29 protein-coding genes are annotated in these 25,260 nt (G+C 36.3%); 26 read left to right on the top strand and 3 right to left on the bottom strand.

Annotated elements, in window-relative coordinates:
* The first annotated feature begins 2 nt into the window (after nucleotides 1-2).
* From ptsP to EUI_RS0104365, 12 genes are all read left to right on the top strand, one after another.
* Nucleotides 3-1,718 carry a phosphoenolpyruvate--protein phosphotransferase gene (gene ptsP, locus EUI_RS0104415; RefSeq protein WP_010016389.1) on the top strand — a complete coding sequence of 572 codons (1,716 nt, stop codon included), beginning with the start codon at nucleotides 3-5 and terminating at the stop codon, nucleotides 1,716-1,718.
* A gap of 147 nt (nucleotides 1,719-1,865) precedes the next feature.
* The gene (locus EUI_RS10785; protein ID WP_224156787.1) at nucleotides 1,866-2,096 is read left to right on the top strand and encodes an RNA polymerase sigma factor; all 231 of its coding nucleotides are present in this window, start codon (nucleotides 1,866-1,868) and stop codon (nucleotides 2,094-2,096) included.
* Nucleotides 2,033-2,335, top strand: a complete 303-nt coding sequence (locus EUI_RS10780) for an RNA polymerase sigma factor (RefSeq protein WP_224156788.1) — start codon at nucleotides 2,033-2,035, stop codon at nucleotides 2,333-2,335. Before EUI_RS10785 ends, EUI_RS10780 begins: the two co-directional genes overlap by 64 nt.
* The gene (locus EUI_RS0104405; protein ID WP_014947412.1) at nucleotides 2,328-3,353 is read left to right on the top strand and encodes an anti sigma factor C-terminal domain-containing protein; all 1,026 of its coding nucleotides are present in this window, start codon (nucleotides 2,328-2,330) and stop codon (nucleotides 3,351-3,353) included. Before EUI_RS10780 ends, EUI_RS0104405 begins: the two co-directional genes overlap by 8 nt.
* Nucleotides 3,354-3,404: 51 nt before the next feature.
* Nucleotides 3,405-4,115 carry a tRNA (adenosine(37)-N6)-threonylcarbamoyltransferase complex dimerization subunit type 1 TsaB gene (tsaB, locus tag EUI_RS0104400; RefSeq protein ID WP_010016386.1) on the top strand — a complete coding sequence of 237 codons (711 nt, stop codon included), beginning with the start codon at nucleotides 3,405-3,407 and terminating at the stop codon, nucleotides 4,113-4,115.
* Nucleotides 4,099-4,656, top strand: a complete 558-nt coding sequence (gene rimI / locus EUI_RS0104395) for a ribosomal protein S18-alanine N-acetyltransferase (protein ID WP_010016385.1) — start codon at nucleotides 4,099-4,101, stop codon at nucleotides 4,654-4,656. The genes tsaB and rimI (EUI_RS0104395) overlap by 17 nt, the downstream gene beginning before the upstream one ends.
* Complete coding sequence (rimI, locus tag EUI_RS0104390) at nucleotides 4,631-5,053, top strand: ribosomal protein S18-alanine N-acetyltransferase (protein ID WP_010016384.1); 423 nt, start codon at nucleotides 4,631-4,633, stop codon at nucleotides 5,051-5,053. Before rimI (EUI_RS0104395) ends, rimI (EUI_RS0104390) begins: the two co-directional genes overlap by 26 nt.
* A gap of 23 nt (nucleotides 5,054-5,076) precedes the next feature.
* Nucleotides 5,077-6,093 (top strand): tRNA (adenosine(37)-N6)-threonylcarbamoyltransferase complex transferase subunit TsaD, encoded by a 1,017-nt coding sequence (gene tsaD, locus EUI_RS0104385; RefSeq protein WP_010016383.1) that lies wholly within the window; start codon nucleotides 5,077-5,079, stop codon nucleotides 6,091-6,093.
* Nucleotides 6,094-6,245: 152 nt separating this feature from the next.
* The gene (locus tag EUI_RS0104380) at nucleotides 6,246-6,896 is read left to right on the top strand and encodes a redox-sensing transcriptional repressor Rex (protein WP_010016381.1); all 651 of its coding nucleotides are present in this window, start codon (nucleotides 6,246-6,248) and stop codon (nucleotides 6,894-6,896) included.
* 5 nt (nucleotides 6,897-6,901) lie between these two features.
* Complete coding sequence (locus EUI_RS0104375; protein WP_010016379.1) at nucleotides 6,902-7,939, top strand: lipid II:glycine glycyltransferase FemX; 1,038 nt, start codon at nucleotides 6,902-6,904, stop codon at nucleotides 7,937-7,939.
* 68 nt (nucleotides 7,940-8,007) lie between these two features.
* Complete coding sequence (locus EUI_RS0104370) at nucleotides 8,008-8,430, top strand: GtrA family protein (protein ID WP_010016378.1); 423 nt, start codon at nucleotides 8,008-8,010, stop codon at nucleotides 8,428-8,430.
* Nucleotides 8,427-9,245: an HAD-IIB family hydrolase gene (locus EUI_RS0104365; RefSeq protein WP_010016377.1), complete on the top strand. Its 819-nt coding sequence runs from the start codon at nucleotides 8,427-8,429 to the stop codon at nucleotides 9,243-9,245. The genes EUI_RS0104370 and EUI_RS0104365 overlap by 4 nt, the downstream gene beginning before the upstream one ends.
* Nucleotides 9,246-9,265: 20 nt before the next feature.
* Here the strand turns inward: EUI_RS0104365 and EUI_RS0104360 are convergent, their stop codons facing one another.
* Nucleotides 9,266-9,748, bottom strand: a complete 483-nt coding sequence (locus tag EUI_RS0104360) for an FUSC family protein (protein WP_010016376.1) — start codon at nucleotides 9,746-9,748, stop codon at nucleotides 9,266-9,268.
* Between the two features lie 123 nt (nucleotides 9,749-9,871).
* On the opposite strand from EUI_RS0104360, the gene EUI_RS0104355 reads away from it, so the two are divergent.
* A complete protein-coding gene (locus EUI_RS0104355) occupies nucleotides 9,872-10,612 on the top strand; it encodes a nitroreductase family protein (protein WP_010016375.1) in 741 nt (246 codons plus the stop codon).
* A 71-nt stretch (nucleotides 10,613-10,683) separates the two neighbouring features.
* Here the strand turns inward: EUI_RS0104355 and EUI_RS0104350 are convergent, their stop codons facing one another.
* Together EUI_RS0104350 and EUI_RS0104345 are read right to left on the bottom strand one after the other, a co-directional pair.
* Nucleotides 10,684-11,094 carry an ImmA/IrrE family metallo-endopeptidase gene (locus EUI_RS0104350; RefSeq protein ID WP_010016373.1) on the bottom strand — a complete coding sequence of 137 codons (411 nt, stop codon included), beginning with the start codon at nucleotides 11,092-11,094 and terminating at the stop codon, nucleotides 10,684-10,686.
* Nucleotides 11,095-11,108: 14 nt separating this feature from the next.
* Nucleotides 11,109-11,489: a helix-turn-helix domain-containing protein gene (locus tag EUI_RS0104345; protein ID WP_010016372.1), complete on the bottom strand. Its 381-nt coding sequence runs from the start codon at nucleotides 11,487-11,489 to the stop codon at nucleotides 11,109-11,111.
* Nucleotides 11,490-11,645: 156 nt separating this feature from the next.
* Here EUI_RS0104345 and EUI_RS0104340 point away from each other — a divergent pair, with 156 nt between their 5' ends.
* From EUI_RS0104340 to groL, 13 genes are all read left to right on the top strand, one after another.
* Nucleotides 11,646-11,858 carry a helix-turn-helix domain-containing protein gene (locus tag EUI_RS0104340; RefSeq protein ID WP_010016371.1) on the top strand — a complete coding sequence of 71 codons (213 nt, stop codon included), beginning with the start codon at nucleotides 11,646-11,648 and terminating at the stop codon, nucleotides 11,856-11,858.
* 114 nt (nucleotides 11,859-11,972) lie between these two features.
* A complete protein-coding gene (locus tag EUI_RS0104335; protein ID WP_010016370.1) occupies nucleotides 11,973-13,028 on the top strand; it encodes a glycosyltransferase in 1,056 nt (351 codons plus the stop codon).
* Between the two features lie 8 nt (nucleotides 13,029-13,036).
* Nucleotides 13,037-14,950: a glycosyltransferase family 2 protein gene (locus EUI_RS0104330; protein ID WP_224156789.1), complete on the top strand. Its 1,914-nt coding sequence runs from the start codon at nucleotides 13,037-13,039 to the stop codon at nucleotides 14,948-14,950.
* Between the two features lie 130 nt (nucleotides 14,951-15,080).
* Nucleotides 15,081-16,805, top strand: coding sequence for a hypothetical protein (locus tag EUI_RS0104325; RefSeq protein ID WP_010016368.1), 1,725 nt, complete (start codon nucleotides 15,081-15,083; stop codon nucleotides 16,803-16,805).
* A gap of 12 nt (nucleotides 16,806-16,817) precedes the next feature.
* Nucleotides 16,818-17,561 (top strand): phage tail tip lysozyme, encoded by a 744-nt coding sequence (locus tag EUI_RS0104320; RefSeq protein WP_010016366.1) that lies wholly within the window; start codon nucleotides 16,818-16,820, stop codon nucleotides 17,559-17,561.
* A gap of 212 nt (nucleotides 17,562-17,773) precedes the next feature.
* Nucleotides 17,774-18,754 carry a type I phosphomannose isomerase catalytic subunit gene (locus tag EUI_RS0104315; RefSeq protein WP_010016362.1) on the top strand — a complete coding sequence of 327 codons (981 nt, stop codon included), beginning with the start codon at nucleotides 17,774-17,776 and terminating at the stop codon, nucleotides 18,752-18,754.
* 208 nt (nucleotides 18,755-18,962) lie between these two features.
* Nucleotides 18,963-19,913 carry a mannose/fructose/sorbose PTS transporter subunit IIA gene (locus tag EUI_RS0104310; RefSeq protein ID WP_010016360.1) on the top strand — a complete coding sequence of 317 codons (951 nt, stop codon included), beginning with the start codon at nucleotides 18,963-18,965 and terminating at the stop codon, nucleotides 19,911-19,913.
* A gap of 35 nt (nucleotides 19,914-19,948) precedes the next feature.
* A complete protein-coding gene (locus EUI_RS0104305; RefSeq protein ID WP_010016359.1) occupies nucleotides 19,949-20,758 on the top strand; it encodes a PTS mannose/fructose/sorbose transporter subunit IIC in 810 nt (269 codons plus the stop codon).
* Between the two features lie 14 nt (nucleotides 20,759-20,772).
* Nucleotides 20,773-21,684: a PTS system mannose/fructose/sorbose family transporter subunit IID gene (locus EUI_RS0104300; protein WP_010016358.1), complete on the top strand. Its 912-nt coding sequence runs from the start codon at nucleotides 20,773-20,775 to the stop codon at nucleotides 21,682-21,684.
* Nucleotides 21,685-21,803: 119 nt separating this feature from the next.
* Nucleotides 21,804-22,181 carry a DUF956 family protein gene (locus tag EUI_RS0104295; RefSeq protein WP_010016356.1) on the top strand — a complete coding sequence of 126 codons (378 nt, stop codon included), beginning with the start codon at nucleotides 21,804-21,806 and terminating at the stop codon, nucleotides 22,179-22,181.
* Entirely contained in the window at nucleotides 22,181-23,014 is an 834-nt protein-coding gene (locus EUI_RS0104290; protein ID WP_010016355.1) for a YitT family protein, read from the top strand. The genes EUI_RS0104295 and EUI_RS0104290 overlap by 1 nt, the downstream gene beginning before the upstream one ends.
* Before the next feature lie 173 nt (nucleotides 23,015-23,187).
* Nucleotides 23,188-23,472: a co-chaperone GroES gene (gene groES / locus EUI_RS0104285; RefSeq protein ID WP_010016354.1), complete on the top strand. Its 285-nt coding sequence runs from the start codon at nucleotides 23,188-23,190 to the stop codon at nucleotides 23,470-23,472.
* Between the two features lie 67 nt (nucleotides 23,473-23,539).
* Entirely contained in the window at nucleotides 23,540-25,159 is a 1,620-nt protein-coding gene (gene groL / locus EUI_RS0104280) for a chaperonin GroEL (RefSeq protein ID WP_010016353.1), read from the top strand.
* The last annotated feature ends 101 nt before the right edge of the window (nucleotides 25,160-25,260 follow it).

Genomic DNA, 25,260 nt, shown 5'->3' with positions numbered 1-25,260 from the left:
CAATGTCTAATAACTTCAAAGGAATCGCGGCAAGTAATGGGATAGCAATTGCTAAAGCTTATTTGTTAGTTGATCCAGATTTGTCTTTTACAAAGACAACAATTACAGATGTGACGGCTGAACAGGCACGTGTCGACGATGCTTTGAAGGTTGCTAGTGCTGATGTTGAGATCATTAAATCTCGTGCTGAAAAAAACTTAGGTGCTGATGAAGCACAAGTATTTGAGGCACATTTAATGGTTCTGTCAGATCCAGAAATGTCTGGCGCATTTAAACAGAAGATTGCTGATGATAAAGTGAATGCTGAACAAGCAGTCAAAGAAGTGACAGACATGTATATTGGCATGTTTGAAGCCATGACTGATAATGCTTATATGCAAGAGCGTGCAGCAGATATTCGTGATGTGACTAAACGTATTTTGTCACATCTTTTGAATGTGGCATTGCCTAACCCGGCTCTAATTGATGAAGAAGTCGTTTTAGTATCAAAAGATTTAACCCCTTCTGATACTTCTCAACTTGATCGTCAATTCGTTAAGGGCATTTTAACTGATTTTGGTGGTCGCACAGCACATGCCTCAATTATGGCACGTACATTAGAAATTCCTGCAGTGGTAGGTTCTGAAGTAGCTACGCAAAAAATCACGGCAGGTGTGACAGTGATTGTCGATGGGTTAACTGGTGACGTGATTGTTGATCCAGATTCAGAGACGTTGGCAACTTACCAACAAAAAGCCGCTAATTATTTGGCTCAGCGTGCAGAATGGGCCTTATTAAAAGACCAACAATCTGTTAGTGCGGACGGTAAGAACTTTGTGTTGGGTGCTAATATTGGCTCACCTAAGGATATGGATGCTGTATTAGAAAATGGTTCGGAAGGCGTTGGCTTATATCGTACTGAATTCTTATATATGGAATCAGATCACTTACCAACCGAAGACGAGCAATTTGTTGCTTATAAAGCAGTTGTCGAAAAGATGGCGGGTAAGCCAGTTACTGTGCGTACCATGGATATTGGTGGTGACAAAAACTTAAGTTATTGGAAATTACCAAAAGAGGAAAATCCTTTCTTAGGATATCGTGCCATTCGTATTTCTTTGGATCAAACAGAAATTTTCCGGACACAGTTACGTGCGTTGCTACGTGCCTCTGCTTATGGCAATTTATGGATTATGTTCCCAATGATTGCTACGTTAGGTGAATTCCGTGCGGCTAAAAAAGTCTACTTAGAAGAACGCGCTAAGCTTGAAGAAGCTGGCGTGTCAATGGGTGAGATCAAGCTAGGAATTATGATTGAAATTCCAGCAGCAGCCGTTTTGGCAGATAAATTTGCCAAAGAAGTTGATTTCTTCTCAATCGGTACAAATGATTTGATTGGTTATACAATGGCCGCTGATCGTGGTAATGATAAAGTTGCCTATTTGTATCAACCTTATAATCCATCTATTTTACGTTTAATTAGTAACGTCATTACAGCAGCTCACAATGAAGGCAAATTCGTTGCGATGTGTGGCGAAATGGCTGGTGATCCGATTGCTGTACCTGTTTTGATGGGTATGGGATTGGATGAATTTTCAATGAGCGCACCATCTGTTTTGCAGACACGTTCGTTGATGAAGAAGCTGAATACTGCTGACATGAAGTTGTTAGCTGAGAAAGCCTTAGACGCGGAAACTAATGATGAAGTTATTGCATTGGTTGAAGCAGCAACAAAATAATACGTTGCAATTTTTAAACTAAATTAATATAAATCAGAACAACTGCAAATATGACTTGAGTATTGAAGTCGCATTTGCAGTTGTTTTTATTTGTACTTTTTGTAACCATTTGCCATTTTGTTCGTTATATCTATGAAAGGGGGGAATATGAAAATTAATCACTATGAAAAAGAACTTATCAATATTGCAAATGAAATCATTGGCTTTTTGATTAATAATGGCGCTAAAAAAAATGATGCGCAAGACATCATGCAGGATGTCTTTGTAAAATTACTTCAAGCAGATATTATATTGGCATCAGATAAACTAAGACCATGGCTATATCGCGTTTTTACGACATTTATCGTCGACAAAAACGGTATCGTGATATTTTGCTAGAGCAATATGCACAATATTCTGAAGTTGAACCAATACTGGCAGATTATAGTGGTTTACAACGCGCATTGGAAAAATTAAATGATTACCAAAGCGCGTTGATTGTATTATATTATGATGATCGAAAACACATCGACGATATCGCTATGATATATGATGTCAGTTCATCCAAAATTAAAGTCGATTTATATCGAACGAGACAGCAACTAAAGGACATAATGATGGGGTATGAAAATGAGTGACAATGTTAATTTTGAAAAGATTATTAAAACAGAGAAACGCAAAAAATGGTTAAAAACAATAGCTGTTTCTGGTGCAGCAACAGTGATAATTGGAGGTAGTGTATTCTATGCTATTCATAACCAATTAGGCATACAAATGGCAAAACAAGCATCAAAACAACAACGGCAATTTAATATTGATGATCTTATATCTTCGCCAAACATTATATCGACATCACAATATTTTTCAACGACAAAAACAACACAGGGCACATTGAAAAGTGATCGCGAAAAAAATATTGATGGTTACCGTGTTGCCTACCTAGAAAAAAATGTGACATTTAACACGCATGGTATTGAAAGTGCTTCTGCACAAACACCCAATATTTATAATAAAAATCCAGCAACTAAAGAAATAATTGCCACTAACCGGCAGTCACAACAAAAGGAACCATTATTCTTCAATGTGAAGTATGAACACGCCTATCAATCTGAAAAAGATAAAAAAGAATTGTTAGCCCCAAGTATACCGACACATGAAGCTAAGACGTTAAGCCAGTTACCAAATGCTTTAGGTGAAGTGGCAATTACTTTTGATAAACGCTATTCCTATGATGACATTCGACAGATGATTCCCGAAAATGTCATGATTAATTATTATTGGTTAGGTATTCATAGTGATAAATTGGATACAATGAGTGTGGCAGGGTCTTACACTGGTTTAAATGCTAGTGATGATGGTACTGGAAAGTTGACTGAGGGAGCTGAAGTAAAAGCAGGAAAAAATGATTTTTCTGGTTATCAAGGACTAAAAAGCGTGTTAAAGCAACAATATGGGCAACGAACAGTTAATAATGTTGATATTGCCAAAGACGGTCAAAGGCAAGTGTCTAAGAACCTCAAAACGGCGAAGTTTGCTGGCGTAATTGTGACTGGTCGGACACAGAATCTAGCTAGATTGGATAGTCAAAAGTATACATTTGCGACAAATGTTGGTGTTGCAACGCCAATTATGCCATATCAAGCTCCTATCAAATAACTTCTATCACAACCACCGTTTGGTGGTTGTTTTTGTGTTAAAATATAACTTATGAAGATTCTAGCATTTGATACAAGTAACCAACCACTGACAGTGAGTTTGGCGGAAGATAATCAGGTAAAACGTGTTTTTTCAACCAATGAGGCGCGTAACCATTCGATTCAACTTTTACCTGCAATTCAGGAAACAATTGCAGCTCAAAATTGGACGCTGACAGATATTGATCGTATCATAGTTGCGCAAGGACCAGGTTCATTCACTGGCTTGCGAATTGGCATTACTGTGGCTAAAGTATTAGCGGATACTTTAAAAATAGATCTTGTTGGTGTCTCTAGTCTCGCTGTTTTAGCAGAACAAGTAACGTCACAAGGGTTAATTGTGCCCTTGTTTAATGCGCGTAATGAGAATGTTTTTGCAGGTGTTTATCGCGAAGGCAATAATATTTTGGCCGATGCACACCAGCCAATTGCTAATTTATTTAACTGGTTGCAAACTTACGATGAACCAATTATTTTTTTAGGTGATACTGATGTTTTTTCTGCGCTCATTACTGAAACATTTGGCGCACGGGCTCATATGTTAACGCCAAGTGAGAGTTTACCAGATGGCCAAGGTATTGTATCATTAGGCATACAGGCAAGCCCAGTCATCAATATTGCTGACTTTAACCCACAATATTTGCGTAAAACACAAGCAGAGTTGAACTGGCTTGCCGCACATCCTGGTGAGGATAACCCTGAAAATTATGTTTTTGAAGTTTAATCGCAATAATAAATTACCAAAGATACTCTTTAAATTTGAACAAAAATCTGTTGATTCAAAAGGCTATTCATTTACGCTACGACGCGCTAATGTTGAAGATATTGATATTCTTGTGCATATTGAAGAGGCTGTGTATGCTGGCACTGCGCCTTGGCTACTGCGCGATTTTTTGAGTGAACTGTCACGACCAAATGTACGTTTATATTTGGTTATGGAACGTAAGGGGCAAGTGATTGGTTTTGCCGGTGTTGCCTATCAGCGCGATCAACGTGACATGCACATTACAAACATTGCAATTGTGCCAGTTTGGCAAAATAAAGGGTTAGGCACCCTGATGATCAATGAACTACTTGATTTTTCAAGACAGCTAGGTGTTGATACTATGAGTCTAGAAGCACGTGCTTCAAATCGTAGTGCCATTATGTTGTACTCACGATTAGGTTTTGAACAAAGTGGCATCAAAAAAAGCTATTATATCGGTGATCACGAAGATGCAATTTCAATGGTAAATAATCTTGATAGTAAAACGCGCAACAATTGAAGATAGTAATCGCATATTTAATCTCGCAAATGCTGCGTTTGTGCCATCACCTTGGCCCGAATCAGTGTTTGAACATGAATTAAAAAGTCCGCGAAGCCAGTATTTTATACTTGATGGTGGATTTTTAGGTATGACGCAGATTTTAGATGAAATTGAAATTAATAGCCTTGCTGTTCATCCAGACAATCAGCAGCAAGGCATCGCGCAACAATTGTTGGCAACAGTTTTTTCTTTACCCAATGTCACACGTTTTTTGTTAGAGGTAGACGAATCAAATATAGCAGCTATTTGTCTATATAAAAAAATGGGATTCAGTGTTTATTATCACCGTGAAAAATACTATAAAAATGGCCATGCTGCTATTATGATGGAAAGGAAAGTGTCCGTAACGAATTAATTCGTTAGGTACATAAATATATCATGACTAAAATTATATCGTTTGAATCAAGTGCAGATGAAACAAGCGTGGCAATTGTTGAAGATGGCTGCACAATATTAAGTAATGCGGTTGCGACACAAATTAATTCACATCAACGATTTGGCGGTATTGTGCCTGAAGTTGCTAGTCGTCATCACATTGAGTGGATAACGCGTGTTTTAGATGATGCGTTGCAGACAGCTAATATTAAACCAATAGAACTGGATGCTGTGGCTGTTACCTATGGCCCAGGTTTGGTAGGGTCATTACTTGTTGGTTTGATGGGAGCAAAGACTTTTGCTTTAGCACATAACTTACCTATTATACCGGTAAATCATTTAGCGGGACATATTGCTGCTGCCAATTTTAATAGACCAATTATATATCCAGCACTGGCATTAATGGTTTCTGGGGGACATACAGAATTGGTTTTAATGCGTGAAGAAAATAATTTTTCAGTTCTCGGAGAAACACGAGATGATGCTGCCGGAGAAAGTTTTGATAAGGTTGGTCGTTTACTTAAATTACCCTATCCAGCAGGTAAAACAATTGACGATATGGCACATCTTGGCCAAGCAACGATTAAATTCCCAACAGCTATGGCGCATGAGGATAATTATGATTTTAGTTTTTCTGGTTTAAAAAGTGCTGTGATTAATTATGTTCACCATGCAGAACAAAAAGGTGAAACGATTAATCGCAATGATTTGGCAGCTAGTTTCCAAAATGCGGTCATTGATGCCTTACTAGGTCGAACGCGTCGTGCACTACAAGATTTTCCAGTGAAAAGTTTTGTGTTGGCAGGTGGCGTGGCAGCTAATTCGCAATTACGTCAAGCATTAGCAGAATTGTTAGAACAGTTTCAAAATACACAATTTATACCGGTACCACAACTATATACTGGAGATAATGCTGCGATGGTTGGGGCAGCCGGTTATTGGAATTATAAAAAGAAAAAGTTCGCTGGACTAGACCTTAATACAAACCCTGGATTAGATTTTGAGTTGCTTGAATCATAACAAGTTTGTGAATAGCTCACTATCTTTTGATAATAGGCCTGTTTTTATGATATAATGGTTATGCAAAAGTTCACAAAGTGAATAAAACATGCAACTTAAATATATGTCCGGATCCTCTGATGAACCTGGCACATAATAAACTGGAGAAACTTATGACACAACAACCTAAAATTCCACGTGCAACAGCAAAACGATTACCTATTTACTACCGCTATTTGACGTTTTTACACGATGCTGGCACGAATCGTATTTCGTCAGCTGAACTGAGTGACGCCATTAAATTTGATGCAGCTACCATTCGCCGAGATTTTTCTTATTTTGGTGCCTTGGGTAAGCGAGGTTATGGATATGACGTTAAAGCATTGCTTGATTTCTTTGCGAATGTGCTTGATCAAGATAGTTTAATTAACGTTGCTTTAATTGGTGCCGGTAACTTAGGGCAAGCCTTGATGAACTTTAACTTTCATCAATCATCAAATATGCGTATTTCTGCCGCATTTGATGTTGATGAATCACGTGCCGGTACGATTTTGGCTGGTGTACCAATATATGCCATGACTGACTTGAAAGAGCAGATGACAGCACAACGTATTAATATTGCGATTTTGACTGTGCCACAAGAAGTTGCGCAAGATATCACAGATCAACTTGTTGATGCTGGCGTTAAGGGTATTTTGAACTTTACACCACTACGTGTGACTGTACCAACGGATGTTCGTGTGCAAAACGTTGATTTAACAAACGAGTTACAAACATTGGTTTATTTTATTGATAACTACGGTTCAATTACGACAGGATTATAAATCGCATGACCATTTTAAATTTAAACGATACAGAAAAAGTCAACGCATATCAAAATTTCGTACGTGAAGATCCACGTGGTCAAGTAACACAAGACCCCTTGTGGGGTGAATTAAAAGCTAATTGGGGACATGTCTACGTATACCATGAAACAGATGGACAAATAGATGCTGTCTTAACTGTGCTAACTGTTGAGGCTGTTCCAGGAAAACTATTGGGGTATGCAGGCCGAGGTCCAATCGGAGACGTGACGAATATTGCGCTCATAAAATCACTGATTGAAGAAGCACTTGCAGCACTACCAGAAAATGTATTCTTAATCCGTTTGGATCCTGAAGTAGCGTATAGTGACACATTGAATGATGCTTATCAAGCAGCTGGATTTGTGACACGCAATCGTGACATTAAAAATATGCATGGTAATATACAACCTCGAAAAAATGTTGTTTTGTATTATGATGGTCGCGGAGAGGATGCAGAACCAATTACCAATGATATTGAATTAATGACCCATTTTAAACGGGACTATCGTAATCAAATCCGTCGTGCTACAAAAGATGGCGTTACGGTAACAAGTGGTGATACACAAGATGATGTGCGCGCATTTTTTGATACGTATGTGATGATGGCTGCTGCCCAAGGTATTACACATCGACCAATAAATTATTTTTTACATATGCAAAATTTGTGGCAAAAAACAGGCTTGTTTAAAGTCTTTTTAGCACATTTTGAAGGTCAAGTCATTGCTAGTGGTATTGGTTTTAGTTATGGAGATGAAATTTGGTATATGTATGCTGGATCTAATCGTCAATACGCAAAACACTATGGTCCGTATGCGGTACAATGGGAAATGTTGAAGTGGGGATTATCACTAGGTAAAGTTGAATATGACTTTGGTGGTGTTGGTGATTTTGTACCCGAAGATGGTCTTTATAAATTCAAACATGGTTTTGCTTATCATGACCCTCATGCTGAATATATTGGTGAATTAGATTGGGTAGTTGATGAAGTAGGTTACCAAGAATATCTCAAGCAATTTGATTAAGTCTGTCAGCAGTTGACGGCTTTTTTTTATGGCATATGATATAATTAATAGATTATATTGGAGCGGTTATGTTGAACTTGAAAAATATTTGTATTAAGTACCAGTCATTTTTGTTATATGTTATATTTGGTATATTAACGACAATTGTTAATATTATTGTTTTCTTTATATTATACAATATGCTCCATACTGGTCATAATATAGCCTATGTTGTTGCTTGGTTTTGGGCAGTATTGTTTGCTTATCTTACAAATCGGGTCTGGGTATTTCATTCAACAAGCTCAACGACCGCTGACATTGTAAAAGAAGTCTGGCAGTTTTATTTAGCGCGTGTTTTGACGGGAATTATTGGTTATTTTATTTTGACATTTGGTGTAGATTTGTTGCACCAAGATGCAAATATTTGGAACATTATTCAAAATATATTTGTAATTGTTTCCAACTTTGTATTGAGCAAATTAATTATTTTTAAGAAGGACAATGATACATGACAATTAAAATGATTGCATCTGATATGGATGGCACGTTTTTGACAGCCAATGACACTTACAGTCAGGGACGGTTTGAACGCATATTAGATAACTTAAAGGCGCGTGATATGAGATTCATTGCAGCTTCAGGACGTCAAGTTAAAAACTTACAAGAACTTTTTGAACCAACAATTTCGAAGGGATATGAAATTGATTATGTTGGATCAAATGGTGCGATGGTTGCAACTCATGAAGAACAACTTTATTCAGTACATTTGTCGCCAGAACAGCTGCATAAAGTCATTGATTGGAACGCTAAAAATCCGGAGTCGGCCGAAAATATTATCATTATGACTGGTGATAAGGCAACTTATGTGTCAAATCATGCTACTGGTCCTGTCGCAAAAATGGTATTTCAATTTTATCCAAATGTGAAACAAGTTGAAAAACTGATGACAGTTGATGATCATATTTTGGAGATCACTTTTGTATGGCCAAATAATGAGGTACAACAGCACGTGTCAGAACTACGAGAGATCTTTGGTGATGAACTACATGCTACTGGTTCTGGTTTTGGTTCAGTTGACGTTTTAGGTAAAGGTGTTGATAAGGCTGCTGGTCTACAAGTATTGCAAGATTATTATGATGTGCTTGATCGAGAGGTCATGACTTTTGGTGATAACGGCAATGATCTAGAGATGCTACAGAAGTATGAACACGGGTATGTTATGCCCAATGCAGACAACTTTATGCTTGAAGTGATACAAAAAAAAGCCCTTAACACGAACGTAAATGATGGCGTGTTAGAGACAATTGAAAACTATTTGAGTATTTGAAAACGCATGAGCGTTTTTTTTTAGTGTTTTGGTTTTGGAGACGCAAATCGATTGACACCAATTGATACAAGGACACCAATAAACGTGTCAATAATACGATCAATCACATAAAGTACAGTGGCACCTGCCGGAATATTTAGTGAAATCATTAGCAGAGCTGCAAGTGCGCCAATGACACCACTATTGAAATTAAAGCCATCCAAAAAGACAATTGCAATAATAACAAGTAATGGCAGAAAAATCATTGATACCCACGTTGCATTATGTGTGTGTGCGTGTACTAAAAAATAAATTAATGCTAATACGCCACCAACTGTATTTGAAACCAGACGAATTTTTGCAAAACTCAGTGTTTTGTCCCAACTTTCACGTAATGCAAAGACAGATGCCAATGCAGCAATAAAAGGAGGCCGATGGAAAAAATAAAAAGCCGTGATAATGATCATAACGGCCAACGCTGTTTTTAAAGTACGTAGTCCTATTCGAAATCGACCAAACTGCATAACTACCTCCACTAATATTCTTGTTATTTTAGCATAAAAAAATGGTAAAATCTATGTATCATAATGGAAAGGAATTGTGGCAGTCGATATGTTCATTAGTATAGCTTGTCACAAACTAAAATAATGTCAAATACAACAATAGATTTACTCAATAATCATAAGTCAATTCGCGCATTCACAGATCAACCAGTGTCTGATGAAATAGTTAAAACAATTTTGACAGCAGCGAGTGCAGGACCAAATATTAATAATTATCAACCCGTAACATTTGTTGAAATTACCGATCAAGCGCTAAAAGCTGAGATAACTGCCCAAGTTGGCATGGCCTACATTGAAAGTGCTATGCGTTATTTTGTTGTGACAGTGGATTTTAATAAAGATTTGATTGGTTTGACACCAGAGGTACGCAAACAAGCTGAGGAGGTGCTGTCAAGTTATGCCATGCTTGAAGGCGGTATTATTTCTGCCGGGATCGCACTTGGTCGTGCACAAGTTGCAGCGGAATCACTTGGACTAGGTAGTGTGACAATGGCTGGTGCCCTACGTGCTTTTGAACTATATGAAGAAAAATTACAACTGCCAAAATTAGTTAAAGCCGTTATGGGATTTTCGATTGGTTTTCCAGCACAAGAGCCTGGTATCAAACCTAAATTGCCAATAGATGGTACGTGGATGAAAGACCGTTACAAGCAGAATCAAATGGTAGAGGCTATTTCTGTTTATGATGAGACAATGGTGAAGTACTATGCTGACCGTGGTGTAGATAGTTCTTGGACACAAAACAATGCTAAAATGCTGACACGCAAACAAGATAACAAAAAATTAGGTAAGTATCCCCAATTAAAAGGATTCAGTCTGAAATAAAAATGATTAATTAGAAAGACAAAACTTATGTTTTAGTGCTGAGATGGTGTTAAAATATGATTTTTGTCTTTTTATTTGGGTGTTAACACATGTTCCACTAAGTGTGTCAGTTGTCCTAAACCAAATGTTTCTATGAATTGAAATCGGCGTTCCCAGCACATTATTTTTGATTGATGATCGGAAAAGTAACAATCAGCTAATATTTTAATACCAGTTAAATTAGCTTTCTTTTCAGAGGTTGATTTTGCAAGTTGACTGAAATTATAAGTGTGTGTTGTTTCAGTCAGTAAATGAGCAATTTCATGTGCTAGACGAAAGTGGTAACTAAAATGTGTCTGATAATTACGATTAATAATGATAGCTCTTTTTTGGGCATTGACAACATCTGGATCGTATGATGAACAAGATATATGAATTAGAGTTATGTGATTGGTTTGTATAATGTTTTCCAAGTAATTTATAACGGAATTATAGGTAGACATAGGTATTTAGTCCTCTACGAATTATGGTCAGCATCAGGAAGTGTTTTCAAAATAGACAGAATTGCTTGGCGATATTCTGGTGATAATTCTTTACCTTCGAATGACAAAAGTAAAGAATTGTTTTCAAGTTGTTCACCAAGGTCTACATTTGTATCTGTTGATACATCTTCGATATGAGTAATACCGGCAAGTATTAAAATGTCATCTTGTGAAATACGTAAACCCTTAGCAATTTTATACAAAGTTGCTACTTTGGGAATATTCTTTTTACCATTCTCAATTTGTGACAAGTAGGCTGAAGAAAACCCACCCTGTAATGCTGTTTGACGTACAGTAAAATGTTTGTTTTCTCGGATTGCTTTAATTTGTGTACCAAATTTTTTATTCGTGATCATGATTATAACTATTCTCCATAACGATATACTTTTTATTATATACAAATATAAAACATATACATAACAAATGTAAAACAAGTATGTCATAAAGTGTTTGACGATGTGATACATTAACTGTATAATATAACAAGATAATAATAAAAAAGGAAAATGTATATGGCAGTAACATTGAAATTTCGTGACCCGATTAACGTCAAAGAAAAAATTGCGATGCAAGGTGAAAGTATTGCAGGTTTTTCTCGGCGTATTAAAGTTAATTATTCACTAATGATCGAGTATTTAAACGGTAAAAAATTTCCATCACCGCCAACCGCCAAGAAGATAGCGGATGGGCTAAGTGTTGAAATAATCGATATTTTTTTTGCGTAAGTGTTTACTAATGTGATACAAATTAACTTAAAATTAGTTAATTTGTATCAATAACAGATATATTCACATAAAAATTAAGTTGTTGTATTTAATAATATAGGATAAGGAAAATAGATGACTCACATACCAATTGTTATTCCATCTTTCAATCCAGATGATAGATTAATAACGTTAATAAAGCAATTACACAGTTCTAAGAACGGATCTAAGCAAAAAATCATCATCGTTAATGATGGTAGTTCAAAAAAATATGATGATATTTTTGAATATATTCAAAAAAATTTTCAAGTCACTATTTTAAAACATCCCATTAATTTTGGTAAGGGACGAGCAATAAAAACAGCTATTAATTATGTTTTTAAAGGTATACCAGAAGCGATTGGTTTAATTACGATCGACTCTGACGGACAACATAGTGTGACTGATATGATAAAGTGTACGGACACTTTTTTAACAAAGCCAAAAGATTTAATACTAGGAACAAGAGCTTTTGATCATGAAGTACCTCTACGCAGTAAATTTGGAAATCTTGTAACAGCAAAATTTATGCAGATAACGACAGGCATAAAAATATCAGATACGCAAACTGGTCTGCGAGTTATTCCTAAAATGTATTTTAAAGCATTGATTAATATGAAAGGTGACAGATTTGAATTTGAAATGAATATGATTTTAGAAGCAGCAAATTATGACATTAATATTGTTGAGGTACCTATCAAAACAATTTATTTAAATGATAATAAATCATCTCATTTTAGAATAATTCATGATTCTTTGAGTATTTATGGCGTGTTTTTCAAATATATATTTGGGGCAATCAGTTCATTTATTGTAGATATTCTTATTTTTATGTTCATGATTGGCGTACTAAACAAATTATCGGTGAGTGCGGCGATAGTTATTGCGTCAATTGTGTCTCGAGTAACATCATCCGTATTTAATTACTATATTAATCGGAAAATTGTTTTTAAAAACAACAATCGCTTGAGCCTAATTAGCTACTATACGCTAGTGTTAACTCAAATGCTATTATCTACAGGGCTTGTTATTATATCAAATCAATATGTCACACACGTTAATATTACAATGTTAAAAGTGATTATCGATGCGGGCTTGTTTTTTGTGAGTTATCAGGTACAAAAACATGTTGTATTTAAAGGTCCACGATAATGGGTAGAATGAAAAAAATCTATTATACTGGTGCATTAGTCTGTTCAGTTGTTTATCTTGTGTGGCGGTTATTATTTACACTACCTTTGAATCAATCTTTTTTTGAGATAATTTATGGCATATTGTTGTGGGTGAGTGAAGTTTTGTCTATTGCAACAGCTTTTATTTTGATTTGGAATAAAAAAACGTATCAAGCAACGCCGACACCTGTGGTGACATCGGCGGATGTTTTTCCTGATGTTGATATTTTAATTGCCACACATAATGAAACAGTCGATTTACTCTATCAAACAATCAATGCATGTACTTTTTTAAAGTATCCAAACAAAAATAAAATACATATTTATTTATGTGATGATCAAAATAGAAGTGAAATGAAAGTGTTAGCGCAAAAATTTAATATTAACTATATTGGTTTAAGTCACAATCAATACGCTAAATCTGGTAATTTTAATCATGCGTTAAAATATAGCCACTCATCATTAGTCGGAACGTTTGATGCTGATATGATTCCGTATACTGATTTTTTAACAACAGTCGTACCTTATTTTTTTGCGAGCTATGGTAAACGCGTCCATAAAAAAATTGGCTTTGTTCAAACACCACAGAGCTTTTATAATGAAGATGTTTTTCAACATAATCTTTACGCTAATCGTGTGATTCCCAATGAACAAGATTTTTTTTCTAAAGAAGTAAATGTTTTAAATGCTAATCATAGCAGTGCGATATATACAGGTTCAAATACAGTGTTTTTGCGTGAGGCTATCGTTGAAGCAGGTGGATTTCCGACCAATACTCTCACTGAAGATTTCCAACTGGGAGCTCAAATCAATAGTTGTGGTTACAGCAGTATATCAACGACAGAACCTATGGGAAGTGGGGTAACACCAACAGATACTGGGAGTGTATTTAAACAGCGAACAAGATGGGCTCGGGGTATGATTCAAAGCACCAAAAACTTGCATCTATTGACGAACAAAGGGCTAACTTGGGCGCAAAAATTAATATACTTTAATGGTTATCTCTATTGGTGGTCGTTTCTTGGTCGTATGTTGTTTGTATTTGCGCCAATACTATTTGCATTATTTGATTTTCGTGTTGTTAATACCAATTTTTGGTTATTATTAATCTTTTGGGTACCAGGTTATTTATTGTTGTTGTTAGTTAAACAAGATATTTCCAGTAGTTTAACAAACCAAAGATGGGGTGAAATCCAAGAGCTTTTTTTTGCACCATATTTAGTATTACCGGTCATATTAGAGACAATAGGTATTAAAAATTCTCAGTTTAAGGTCACTAAAAAGAACATTTCCGGTAATAATAAAAAAGATTTTTTGTACATGATACCACAGGCTATCATGTTGGGTCTAACTGTTGTGAGCTTAATTAAATTTAATTACGGAAAATTCGGATCAGAAATAATGTATGGCAGTGTTATTACTTTTTGGTTATTAAATAATTTGATCAATACTTTGTTGGCTGTACTAGTGTTTATTGGTGAACCTAAAAATAGAGAACCGAAGTTTGACGTCGAAGGTCAGGTGCATATTAGTGATATTCAGTTGGGTACAAATTTGAGCATTAGCTATTTAACAGCCTCAGAAATTGCAATTAATTTGCCACAAGGAACAACGTTACTCTGGTCAAAAAAGTATGCTATGTCAATTGAAACGGCACAATACACAGCACACGTACAAGCATATCTTAAAAACTTTGATGAACATAATAGTTGTACATTACAAATCGAATCAAATGATGAGTTGAATTATCAAATATTATTACAAATTATACATGACGGTTTCAATCAGAGATTACCTCAAAAACGAGACAAATGGGTGACGACATTCGATCTTCTTTTTGAGAATATCAATAAGCGTATCGAACGATTAAATAAAGCGCTGCCAAAGGGTAATAAGGGGTAGTAACATGATAATTATTGGCATAAAAATAATAATACTAGTATTTTCTAACTATGGGTATGTCAGTCTTTTAAGAACTAAATTTAAGTGTTATAAATATTTTGCTTGGTTATTAGAGACATGTATCTTAATCATGATATTATATTTAGCCAGTTTCGTGAGTTTATTATCATTTTTTGGTTTGATACTTCCACGAATAGGTGTAATTTTAGGAATTTATTTTATTATTTATAATTGGCGAAAAAATGGCATAATTATTAAAAAAATTAACATGATAACAGTTGCTTTTTTTGGTTACTTTATGTTGTTAACGCCAACATTAATGCAAAGTCGGCTGTTACACTATGACAATTTCTCGCATTGGGCGTTGATCGTTAAACACTTGTTGACTCAGCAAGCTTTACCAGATGTTAATAGCGCTATTATTGGTTTTTCATCTTATCCGATTGGAACTTCTTTATGGTGCTACTATTTTGTCAATTTTGTTGGGTTCGACGATGGGGTCATGATTTTTGCTCAGTTTTGCTTACTTATGGCTTGCTTGTATGCCATGATAGCGGTTATTAGAGATAAAAATAAAATGTTGGCGTTTGCCGTGATGTTTTTGGTTATGACACTATTTAATTATTTTAATATTGCGATACGTATGAATAATTTATTAGTTGATTACGTGTTGCCAATGCTTACCTTGGCATCAATAGCGAGTATTTTTTTTTATCGCAAAAATATGTACTTGATGGCAATTATGACTATCTGTTTAACTAACGTCTTGGGTATAGTTAAAAATAATAGTTTGTTTTTTGTCATGATTGTGCTCGGTTATTTTTTATTGACTGTCGTGAAATATCATGACAGTCATTGGACCGTAGTCAAAAAGTTACTATTGATGTTAAGCACGATGATAGTTAGTATGTCATCTTATCTTCTGTGGTTGTGGCATGTTAATCAGACGTTTGGACATCAATTATCTAAACATGAAATTAGTGTCACTGCTTATCACGATATTTATGAAGCTAAAACACCAGAAATTATTAGCAGTATAGTCCAGAAATTTTGCCAGCATATCATGACACTGTCTACTATACCAACTCAAGGAATATTATTAATTAATACACTATTTATTGTGACAATTTTTTTAATACATATTGTGTCACATCAAAAAACAATGTTACTTAAGGGTTTAATAAGCGTCAATATTATCATTACTTTTTATTACATTGGCATGTTATTAATGTTCGTGTTTTCGATGCCTAGTGAAGAGGCATTAGCATTAGCTGGTTTTGATCGTTATGCTTCTAGTATTGTCATACTAGGCTTAGGTATTTATGCTTTTTTTGCTGTACGAGCAATTGATCAAGCATTTTATGAACAAGACATTACTTTAAGAACAATACGATCTTTTGCGAGTATTAAGAAGAAATATATATACCAGTATACGAGTATTTCATTGTTTTTTGTGAGTGCATTGCTAATATTATCTGAAAATAATGGTATGCGTTATAATTTAAGCACCTATCCGGAAAGTGTACCATACAAAATAAGTCATATTGTTGGTGACCATATGATGTTGACTCATAAGAAATATTTGATTATTAGTGCGGATAAAACACAAGTAGATAACTATTTTGTACAATATGTTGGCAAATATTATTTATATGCCAACAATGTGGACGCGAAAGAAGACATCAGCCAATTGAATCGTATGCAGTTCATTAATATGATTTCAAAATATGATAGCATTCTAGTAATTGATGAGCATTATACGTTTCAAGATATGAGTCGTAAATATCTACACCGAAATATTAAGAAGGGAATGTATTCGACAACTTATTTGTTAAAGTATGTAGACAATAATTAGTCGAGAATGATCATGCAAATATTTAAGAGTAGTTTTGTTAAAATTGTTTTAGTCATGTCGAGTATTTTATTGGTAGGTGTGACAATAGCACAAACGCAAACAATTAAAAGTAATCAGGCTGACCAATCAGTTTCAAAGTTAACACACAACAGTGTAGAAGAAAAAAAGAACCAAAACTCGAATCAAAATAATGATGACAACATTGGTAATAAAAGCTATATTCGTCAAATTTATGCCTACTTGCATGATGAGTATGGGATGTCTGGTACTAGTATAGCTGGTATCTTAGGGAATTGGATTCAAGAATCAGGAATTGATCCAATTGCTGTTGCAGGCGATTGGGCGTATCGTTCTTTGGAAAATACAAAAAGTAGTACGGATACCAATAAGGATATTGGTTTTGCTCAGTGGTCATTTAAACGACGCCAAAATTTGATTACATTTGCAAATCAAAAGTATCATGGGTACTGGTGGGAACCGAACTGCCAATTAGAGTTTATGACACAGCAAGATGGTAGTTTTGTGGCTATTTTAAAAAACTATGCATTGAATGACAGAGGAGACATTGTTCAAAATGCGGTTAATTTTAATGATGACTGGGAAGTATCTCCTGATGAAAAAAATAAGATTGGACTGACAAGGGGTAAGAACGCACAGCTTGTTTATCAGTATATGCAAAAAAATAATATGACCGGACTAGCTGATACCATAAAAATACAGAAATTGGTGTATCTTGGCAATGGTTTGCCATATTAAGATAAAAGGGGCAGTTAATTGCGTTGATTTGATAAGTTAAATCAAAGTGATAGAAGAATATTTGGGCGATAAGAAAATGAGCTATGATATTATGTGGGTCTTTTCTTTTTTTTGTGTTAAAATGAAAGCGCATACAAATAGATGTAGTAAAACGTTTTAAAAGATATTGTGTTAAACTATCTTATTTTTTGTATGAAAAGGAGAATTAGACAATGACAGTGTTGATCTTACAGCCAGAGCTTCACAACAAGATTTGGGGTGGTACAAATCTGAAACAATTCAATTATAGCTTAACGTCTGACCATGTTGGTGAGGCGTGGGTTATTGCAGCGCATAATAATGGTGTCTCAACCATTATTAATGGCCAATATAAGGGTCAAACATTAACCGAAATATGGAATGAAAAGCCGGAGCTATTTGGTGGTCATGATGAAAATCAAGAGTTTCCATTGCTAGTCAAAATACTTGATGCGCATGAAAATCTATCAATTCAGGTGCATCCAAACGATAAGCAATCCTCAGAAAATTTTGGGAAAACTGAAAGTTGGTACATCTTAGATGCAACACCAGATGCCAAGTTGTATTATGGCCATTACGCAACTGATCAGGCGGATCTTAAAAATCTAGTAGCAGAAAAAGCATGGGATAAACTATTACGAACAATTCCAGTTCAAAAAGGTGACTTTTTTTATGTCCCTGCTGGCACATTTCATGCGTTGGGTGCTGGTGTATTAGCATTGGAAATTCAGCAGAGTTCTGATACGACCTATCGTTTTTATGATTTTGATAGAGTAGACGTGACAACAAACAAGTTACGTCCATTGCAAATTGACGAGGCAATCTCAGTGACAAAAGTACCGCACGTTGACCCGATTTTAAATCAACGGACGCGTATTCAAGGCAGCACAATTTTAACACGACTTTTAACATCTCCTAAATTTACAATTGATAAATTATCAGTTCGTGGTCTAAGCAAATTCAATCAACACCATTCTTATGAGCTATTTAATGTAATTGCCGGAGAAGTGACATTAACTGACAATGAAACAACATATTATCTCAAAAAAGGTGATAATTTCATCATGCTAAAAGACACTGGGAATTACACGTTAAAGGGTCAAGGGGACGTGATGGTGAGTTTTGTCACACCTGATAGTTATAGCAACCAAGAGCTTGCCTACCTAGATAACTAAGAAATACTGTAAATTTTCAGAAAACGAATTGTAATTTTTTAAAATGATTATGTATGAAATATAATGAAAGCGTTTACTTTGTTTTACAATTAGCGTATACTATTAAATGTAAACCATAATATTTTATATTTTGGTGAAAGCGTTTACACGTTGGAGAGTACCTTGTTATAATCAATAGGTAAACAATTTATGTAGAAGGAGATTATCGATGGTTAATCTTATTGTTGCCAGTCATGGTGACTTTGCAAAAGGCATTTTAATGTCAGGTTCAATGATTTTCGGAGAGCAAAAAAACGTCGAAGTTGTCACATTTCAGCCCACAGAAGGGCCAGACGATTTAGATAAGCATTATCAAGAGGCATTAGCAAAATTTGATAATGATGATGACACATTGTTTTTGGTCGATTTATGGGGAGGATCACCATTCAACCGAGCTAGCTTAATTCAAAAGCAAGATGCAGAACATAAAGCAATTGTTGCTGGTTTGAATTTGCCCATGCTTATTGAAGCATATGGTGGTCGACTTGGGATGAACACAGCGGCCGATTTGGCCAAGTATTTAGTACCAGTGGCTAAAGATGGTGTGAGATCAGTGCCTGAGGCTGAGGTGGCTACACCAAAAACAGCCAAAGCAACGAGTTCTACCGCAGGCTTAAAGTCAGGTCACATTAACATTAAACTGGTACGGCTTGACACACGGTTGTTGCACGGACAAGTTGCAACTGCTTGGACACCGGATTCAAAAGCAAACCGCATTATTGTTGTTTCTGACGCGGTTGCTCATGATGAATTACGTAAGAGTTTGATTCAACAAGCTGCACCTAATGGCGTCCAAGCTAACATCGTACCAATTAGTAAAATGGTAGAAGTTGCTTCTGATGACCGTCTAGGTGGTGTAGATGCATTCCTATTGTTTGAAACAGTGGAAGATGTTCTAAGAGCCGTAGAAGGTGGTGTGCCAATTAAATCTTTGAACGTTGGTTCTATGGCACATTCAGAAGGTAAAACGATGGTTAACAAAGTGTTGTCAATGGATAAAACAGACGTTGCGGCCTTTGAGAAGTTGCGTGACATGGGCGTTGAGTTTGATGTTCGTAAGGTACCAAGTGATAGCAGTGCGAACTTGTTTGATTTAATTAAGAAAGCTAACGTTAAGTAATTTAAAAAACGTTTATTAGGAAAGGTGTTTAAACTATGTCTATAATCGCAATGGTTTTAGTCGTAATCATTGCCTTCTTCGCGGGTATGGAAGGTATTTTAGATGAATTTCAAATTCATCAACCATTGGTTTCGGCAACATTAATTGGAATGGTCACAGGCCATTTAACAGCAGGAATTATGCTGGGTGGTTCATTACAAATGATCGCCCTTGGCTGGGCTAATATCGGGGCAGCTGTGGCACCAGATATTGCGCTAGCCTCAGTTGCTTCGTCCATTATCATGGTTAAAGGTGGCAACTTCACGTCAACTGGTATTGGTGTTGCCGTTGCTTCAGCTATTCCGTTGGCTGTTGCCGGTTTGTTCCTGACCATGATTGTCCGTACAATCGCTGTTGGTTTGACCCATGGTGCTGATGCGGCAGCCAAGGAAGGTAAGTATCAGACCATTGAACGCTTACATTTGGTTGGTATTTTGCTACAAGGTTTGCGTATTGCTATTCCAGCTGGTTTGCTAATTGCTATTCCGGCTGCTGCAGTGCAAGCAGCATTAACTGCAATGCCTGATTGGCTTACCGGTGGTATGACAATTGGTGGTGGTATGGTTGTTGCTGTTGGTTATGCAATGGTTATTAATATGATGGCAACACGTGAAGTATGGCCATTCTTTGCTATTGGCTTTGCCTTGGCTGCTGTTAGTCAGTTAACATTAATTGCTCTTGGTGCCATTGGGGTTTCACTTGCTTTGATTTACATCAATCTATCAAAGATGGGTGGCAATAATGGCGGTGGTTCAAATGGCGGTAATTCGGGTGATCCGGTTGGCGACATTTTGAACCAGTATTAGAAGGGAGCGATACGATGACTGAAAAGATTGAACTAACACGTAATGATCGTTTGTCTGTCGCATGGCGTTCACAATTTTTACAGGGTTCATGGAACTACGAACGTATGCAAAACGTCGGCTGGGCGTATACTTTAATTCCAGCTATTAAAAAGTTATACACAACAAAAGAAGACCGTACAGCCGCATTGAAGCGACACTTGGAATTCTTTAATACTCATCCATATGTTGCTTCACCTATTATTGGTGTGACATTGGCCTTGGAAGAGGAACGTGCCAACGGTGCTGCAATTGATGATACTGCGATTCAAGGTGTTAAAATAGGTATGATGGGTCCTTTGGCCGGTATAGGCGATCCAGTCTTCTGGTTCACCGTTCGTCCTATATTAGGTGCACTTGGTGCCTCATTAGCACTCTCAGGAAACATCTTAGGTCCAATCCTGTTCTTTGTTTTGTGGAACCTGATTCGTATGTCATTTATCTGGTATACACAAGAATTTGGTTATCGTGCAGGATCTGCTATTACACAAGATCTTTCAGGTGGTTTATTGAAGGATATTACCAAAGGGGCATCAATTCTTGGTATGTTTATCCTGGCAGTCTTAGTGGAACGCTGGGTTTCGATTAAATTTGCTGTTTCATTGCCAGCTAAGAAACTAGCCGAAGGGGCTTACATTAACTTCCCTAGTGGTTCAGTTACCGGTGGTAAATTACAACAAATATTGGCCGATCAAGCTTCTGGCTTATCTTTAACAAAGATGGCACCCAATACTTTGCAAGCTAACTTAGATAGCTTGATTCCTGGATTGATGGGCTTGTTGTTAACATTCTTGGCTATGTGGTTGCTTAAGAAAAAGGTTTCACCTATTGTTATGATTGTAGGTATCTTTATCTTTGGTATCTTGATGCGTGTACTTCACATTATGTAATTGAATACTTGAATTAATAAAGTGCGCTCGCCAATTTGACGAGCGCCTTTGTACATATTGCTTGTTTAAATAATTGTTACAATTATACAAATGAGTATAGAAAAAAGGGGGACAAATAAATGGTACAATCACTGAATAAAAAGGTAGAATTCACTGTACAAGGCATCTCTTTTTTAGGCATTGGTGCACAATATGGCAAGTTCTTAATTGGTGACAAAGCTTTTGAATTTTTCAATGACAATAATATTGATGATTTCATCCAAGTTCCCTGGGATAACATCACAGCTGTGTATACCAGTGTATCATCAAATAATAAAGTGAGTCGGCGTTTTCGAATAGAGACTGATAAAGGTAAGTTTGATTTTTCGTCATCAGAATCTGGTCGGTTATTAAAAATAGTTCGCGGGCATATTGGTAATGATAAAGTATTAAAAAATCCAACAGTTCTAAAGCGATTATCGATGATATTTAAGAAGAAAAACAAGAAGGGCGTTTAATGAAATTGTTGCAGAAGTTTCAAGTTGTACGATATTTAACAATTGTTATTGCATTAGAAATTGTTGCGGTAAGTATTAATTTTTTCTATGTGCCAGCGAAAGTGGCTGCAGGTGGTGCGACAGGTTTTGCCATCTTGATGTATGAGTTAGCCGGTTTTGACAGGGCAATCACAGTTTTGGTTGTCAATCTACTGATGATCATCTTGGCGGCGATTTTTTTAGATCGTGGCACGACTGCTCGTATTACATTTGGTAGTCTAGTACTGCCGATATTATTAAAAGTGACACCAAGTTTTCAAATACTGACAGACCGGACTTTTGCAGTGCTAGTTGGTGGCACTATTTTTGCCTTAGGTGTCGCAATGCTGTATCGTGTTGATGCTTCTAGTGGTGGGACGGCCGTTCCACCTATGATTTTAAAAAAATATTTTCGAATTGCGCCAGCGTTATCATTATTAATTATTGATACTGTTGTGTCTTTTGGAAACTTATTAACGGAGGGACTTGGAGCATTAATACTGGCACTGTTTTCTTTGATCATTACAGCAGCCGTAATGAACTACATTGAAACTGGATTAGATCGTCGAAAGATGATTTATATTACGAGTAATACACGTATTGAAGATGTGAAAGTCTATCTTACTGAAAACGAAACTAGTTATACGGCGATGGGTGTGCGTGGTGGTTATACGGGCGATGCCCGTGAAATGTTGATGGTTATCTTAGATAATCACGAATATAATCATTTAGTACGTGGCCTGCATGCAGTAGATCCGCAAGCGTTCATAATTGCATATGACATAAGTGAAGCACACGGTGGTACGTTTGTTTAATTAAAAGTATCACGATAAAATATTATAAATCAAGAGTTTCAAGAAGGTTAGATAAAATTTAACCAACTTGAAGCGCTTTTTATTGACAATAGGTACTAAAGTGATATACTTAAAGTTGTATTTAGCACTCAATTAAAAAGAGTGCTAAAACTAAAAATCGGAGGTGTTTTCTCATGTTAAAGCCATTAGGTGATCGCGTGATTATTGAAGTAACAGAAGCTGCAGAACAAACAGTTGGTGGCATTGTGTTAGCAAATAATGCTAAGGATAAGCCAGTAACTGGTAAGATTGTTGCTGCAGGTACAGGATATGTATTAAATGATGGGTCTGTTCGTGAATTAGCAGTTAAAGTTGACGACGAAGTATTGTTTGACAAGTATGCAGGACAAGAAGTATCCTTTGAGGGTACAGATTACCTCGCACTCCATGAAAAAGATATTGTTGCAATTGTAGAGTAAACAACACAAAATAATCGACGTCAAAAAATTGGTATTAAATAAAAAATTCTAAAGAGGTATTTTAATAATGGCTAAAGAATTAAAGTTTTCAGAAGATGCACGTTCAAAGATGAAGGCTGGTGTTGATAAGCTAGCTGACACAGTCAAGACAACAATTGGGCCTAAGGGACGTAATGTTGTCTTGGAACAGTCATATGGCGCACCAACCATTACAAATGATGGTGTCACAATTGCTAAAGCGATCGAACTTGAAGATCACTTTGAAAATATGGGTGCAAAGCTTGTAGCTGAAGTTGCTTCAAAAACAAATGATATTGCTGGTGACGGCACAACAACGGCTACTGTTTTGACACAAGCAATTGTAGCTGAAGGTTTAAAGAACGTGACTGCCGGCGCTAATCCAGTTGGCATACGTACAGGAATTGAAAAGGCTACTGCTGCAGCTGTTAAAAAGTTGCATGAAATGTCACATACGGTTAGCACAAAAGCAGAAATTGCACAAATTGCATCAATTTCTGCTTCTAATGAAGAAGTTGGCGAATTGATTGCTGAAGCCATGGATAAAGTTGGCAATGATGGTGTGATCACCATCGAAGAATCAAAGGGTATCGAAACAACATTAGACGTTGTTGAGGGTATGCAATTTGATCGTGGTTATATGTCACAGTACATGGTGACCGATAACGATAAAATGGAAGCCAACTTGGATAACCCATATATTTTGATCACAGATAAAAAGATTAGCAATATTCAAGATGTTTTGCCAGTATTGCAGAGTGTTGTTGAACAAGGCCGTGCATTGTTGATTATTGCTGATGATATTACTGGTGAGGCTTTGCCAACACTCGTTTTGAACAAGATGCGTGGCACATTCAACGTTGTTGCAGTTAAGGCGCCTGGCTTTGGTGATCGTCGTAAAGCACAATTAGAAGATATCGCAGTTTTGACCGGTGGTACTGTCATTACTGAAGATCTTGGTTTGAACTTGAAAGATGTTACAATTGATCAACTTGGACAAGCAAGCAAGGTTAATGTATCAAAGGATAACACAACAATTGTTGAAGGTTCAGGTGACAAAAATGCGGTTGCGACACGTGTAGACATTATCAAGCAACAAATTGCTGAAACAACTTCTGACTTTGATCGTGAAAAGTTGCAAGAACGTTTGGCAAAGTTGGCTGGTGGTGTTGCCGTAATCAATGTTGGTGCCGCAACTGAAACTGAACTAAAGGAACGCAAGTATCGTATTGAAGATGCTTTGAATGCCACACGTGCCGCTGTTGAAGAAGGTTTCGTTTCTGGTGGTGGGACAGCGCTAGTTAACGCTATTTCAGCTGTGACTGCTTTGTCAGAAGAAGGTGATGTTCAAACTGGTATTAATACTGTTATTAAGGCCTTAGAAGCCCCAGTTCGTCAAATTGTTGAAAATGCTGGTTTTGAAGGATCAGTGATTGTTAATAAGTTGAAAGAACAAGTTGAAGGCTTTGGTTACAATGCCGCAACAAACGAATGGGTAGATATGATTGCAGCTGGTATTGTTGATCCAACTAAAGTAACGCGTTCAGCTTTGCAAAATGCTGCATCAGTGTCAGCTTTGTTGTTAACAACAGAAGCCGTTGTAGCTGAGTTGCCAAGTGATGATTCTATGCCAGCCATGCCACAAGGTGGTATGCCAGGTATGATGTAATTTAATCTTATTGTTATTGCTGTGATTAATTATAAATATTTTAAAAACGGATGCTAGGTTATATACTTAGCACCCGTTTTTTATATATAGCAGATTATGTC

The sequence above is a fragment of the Leuconostoc gelidum subsp. gelidum KCTC 3527 genome, from assembly GCF_000166715.1.
Classification (GTDB): Bacteria; Bacillota; Bacilli; order Lactobacillales; family Lactobacillaceae; genus Leuconostoc; species Leuconostoc gelidum.
Note: the sequence above shows the minus strand (reverse complement) of the source record. Positions and strands in the feature narration are given on the sequence as shown.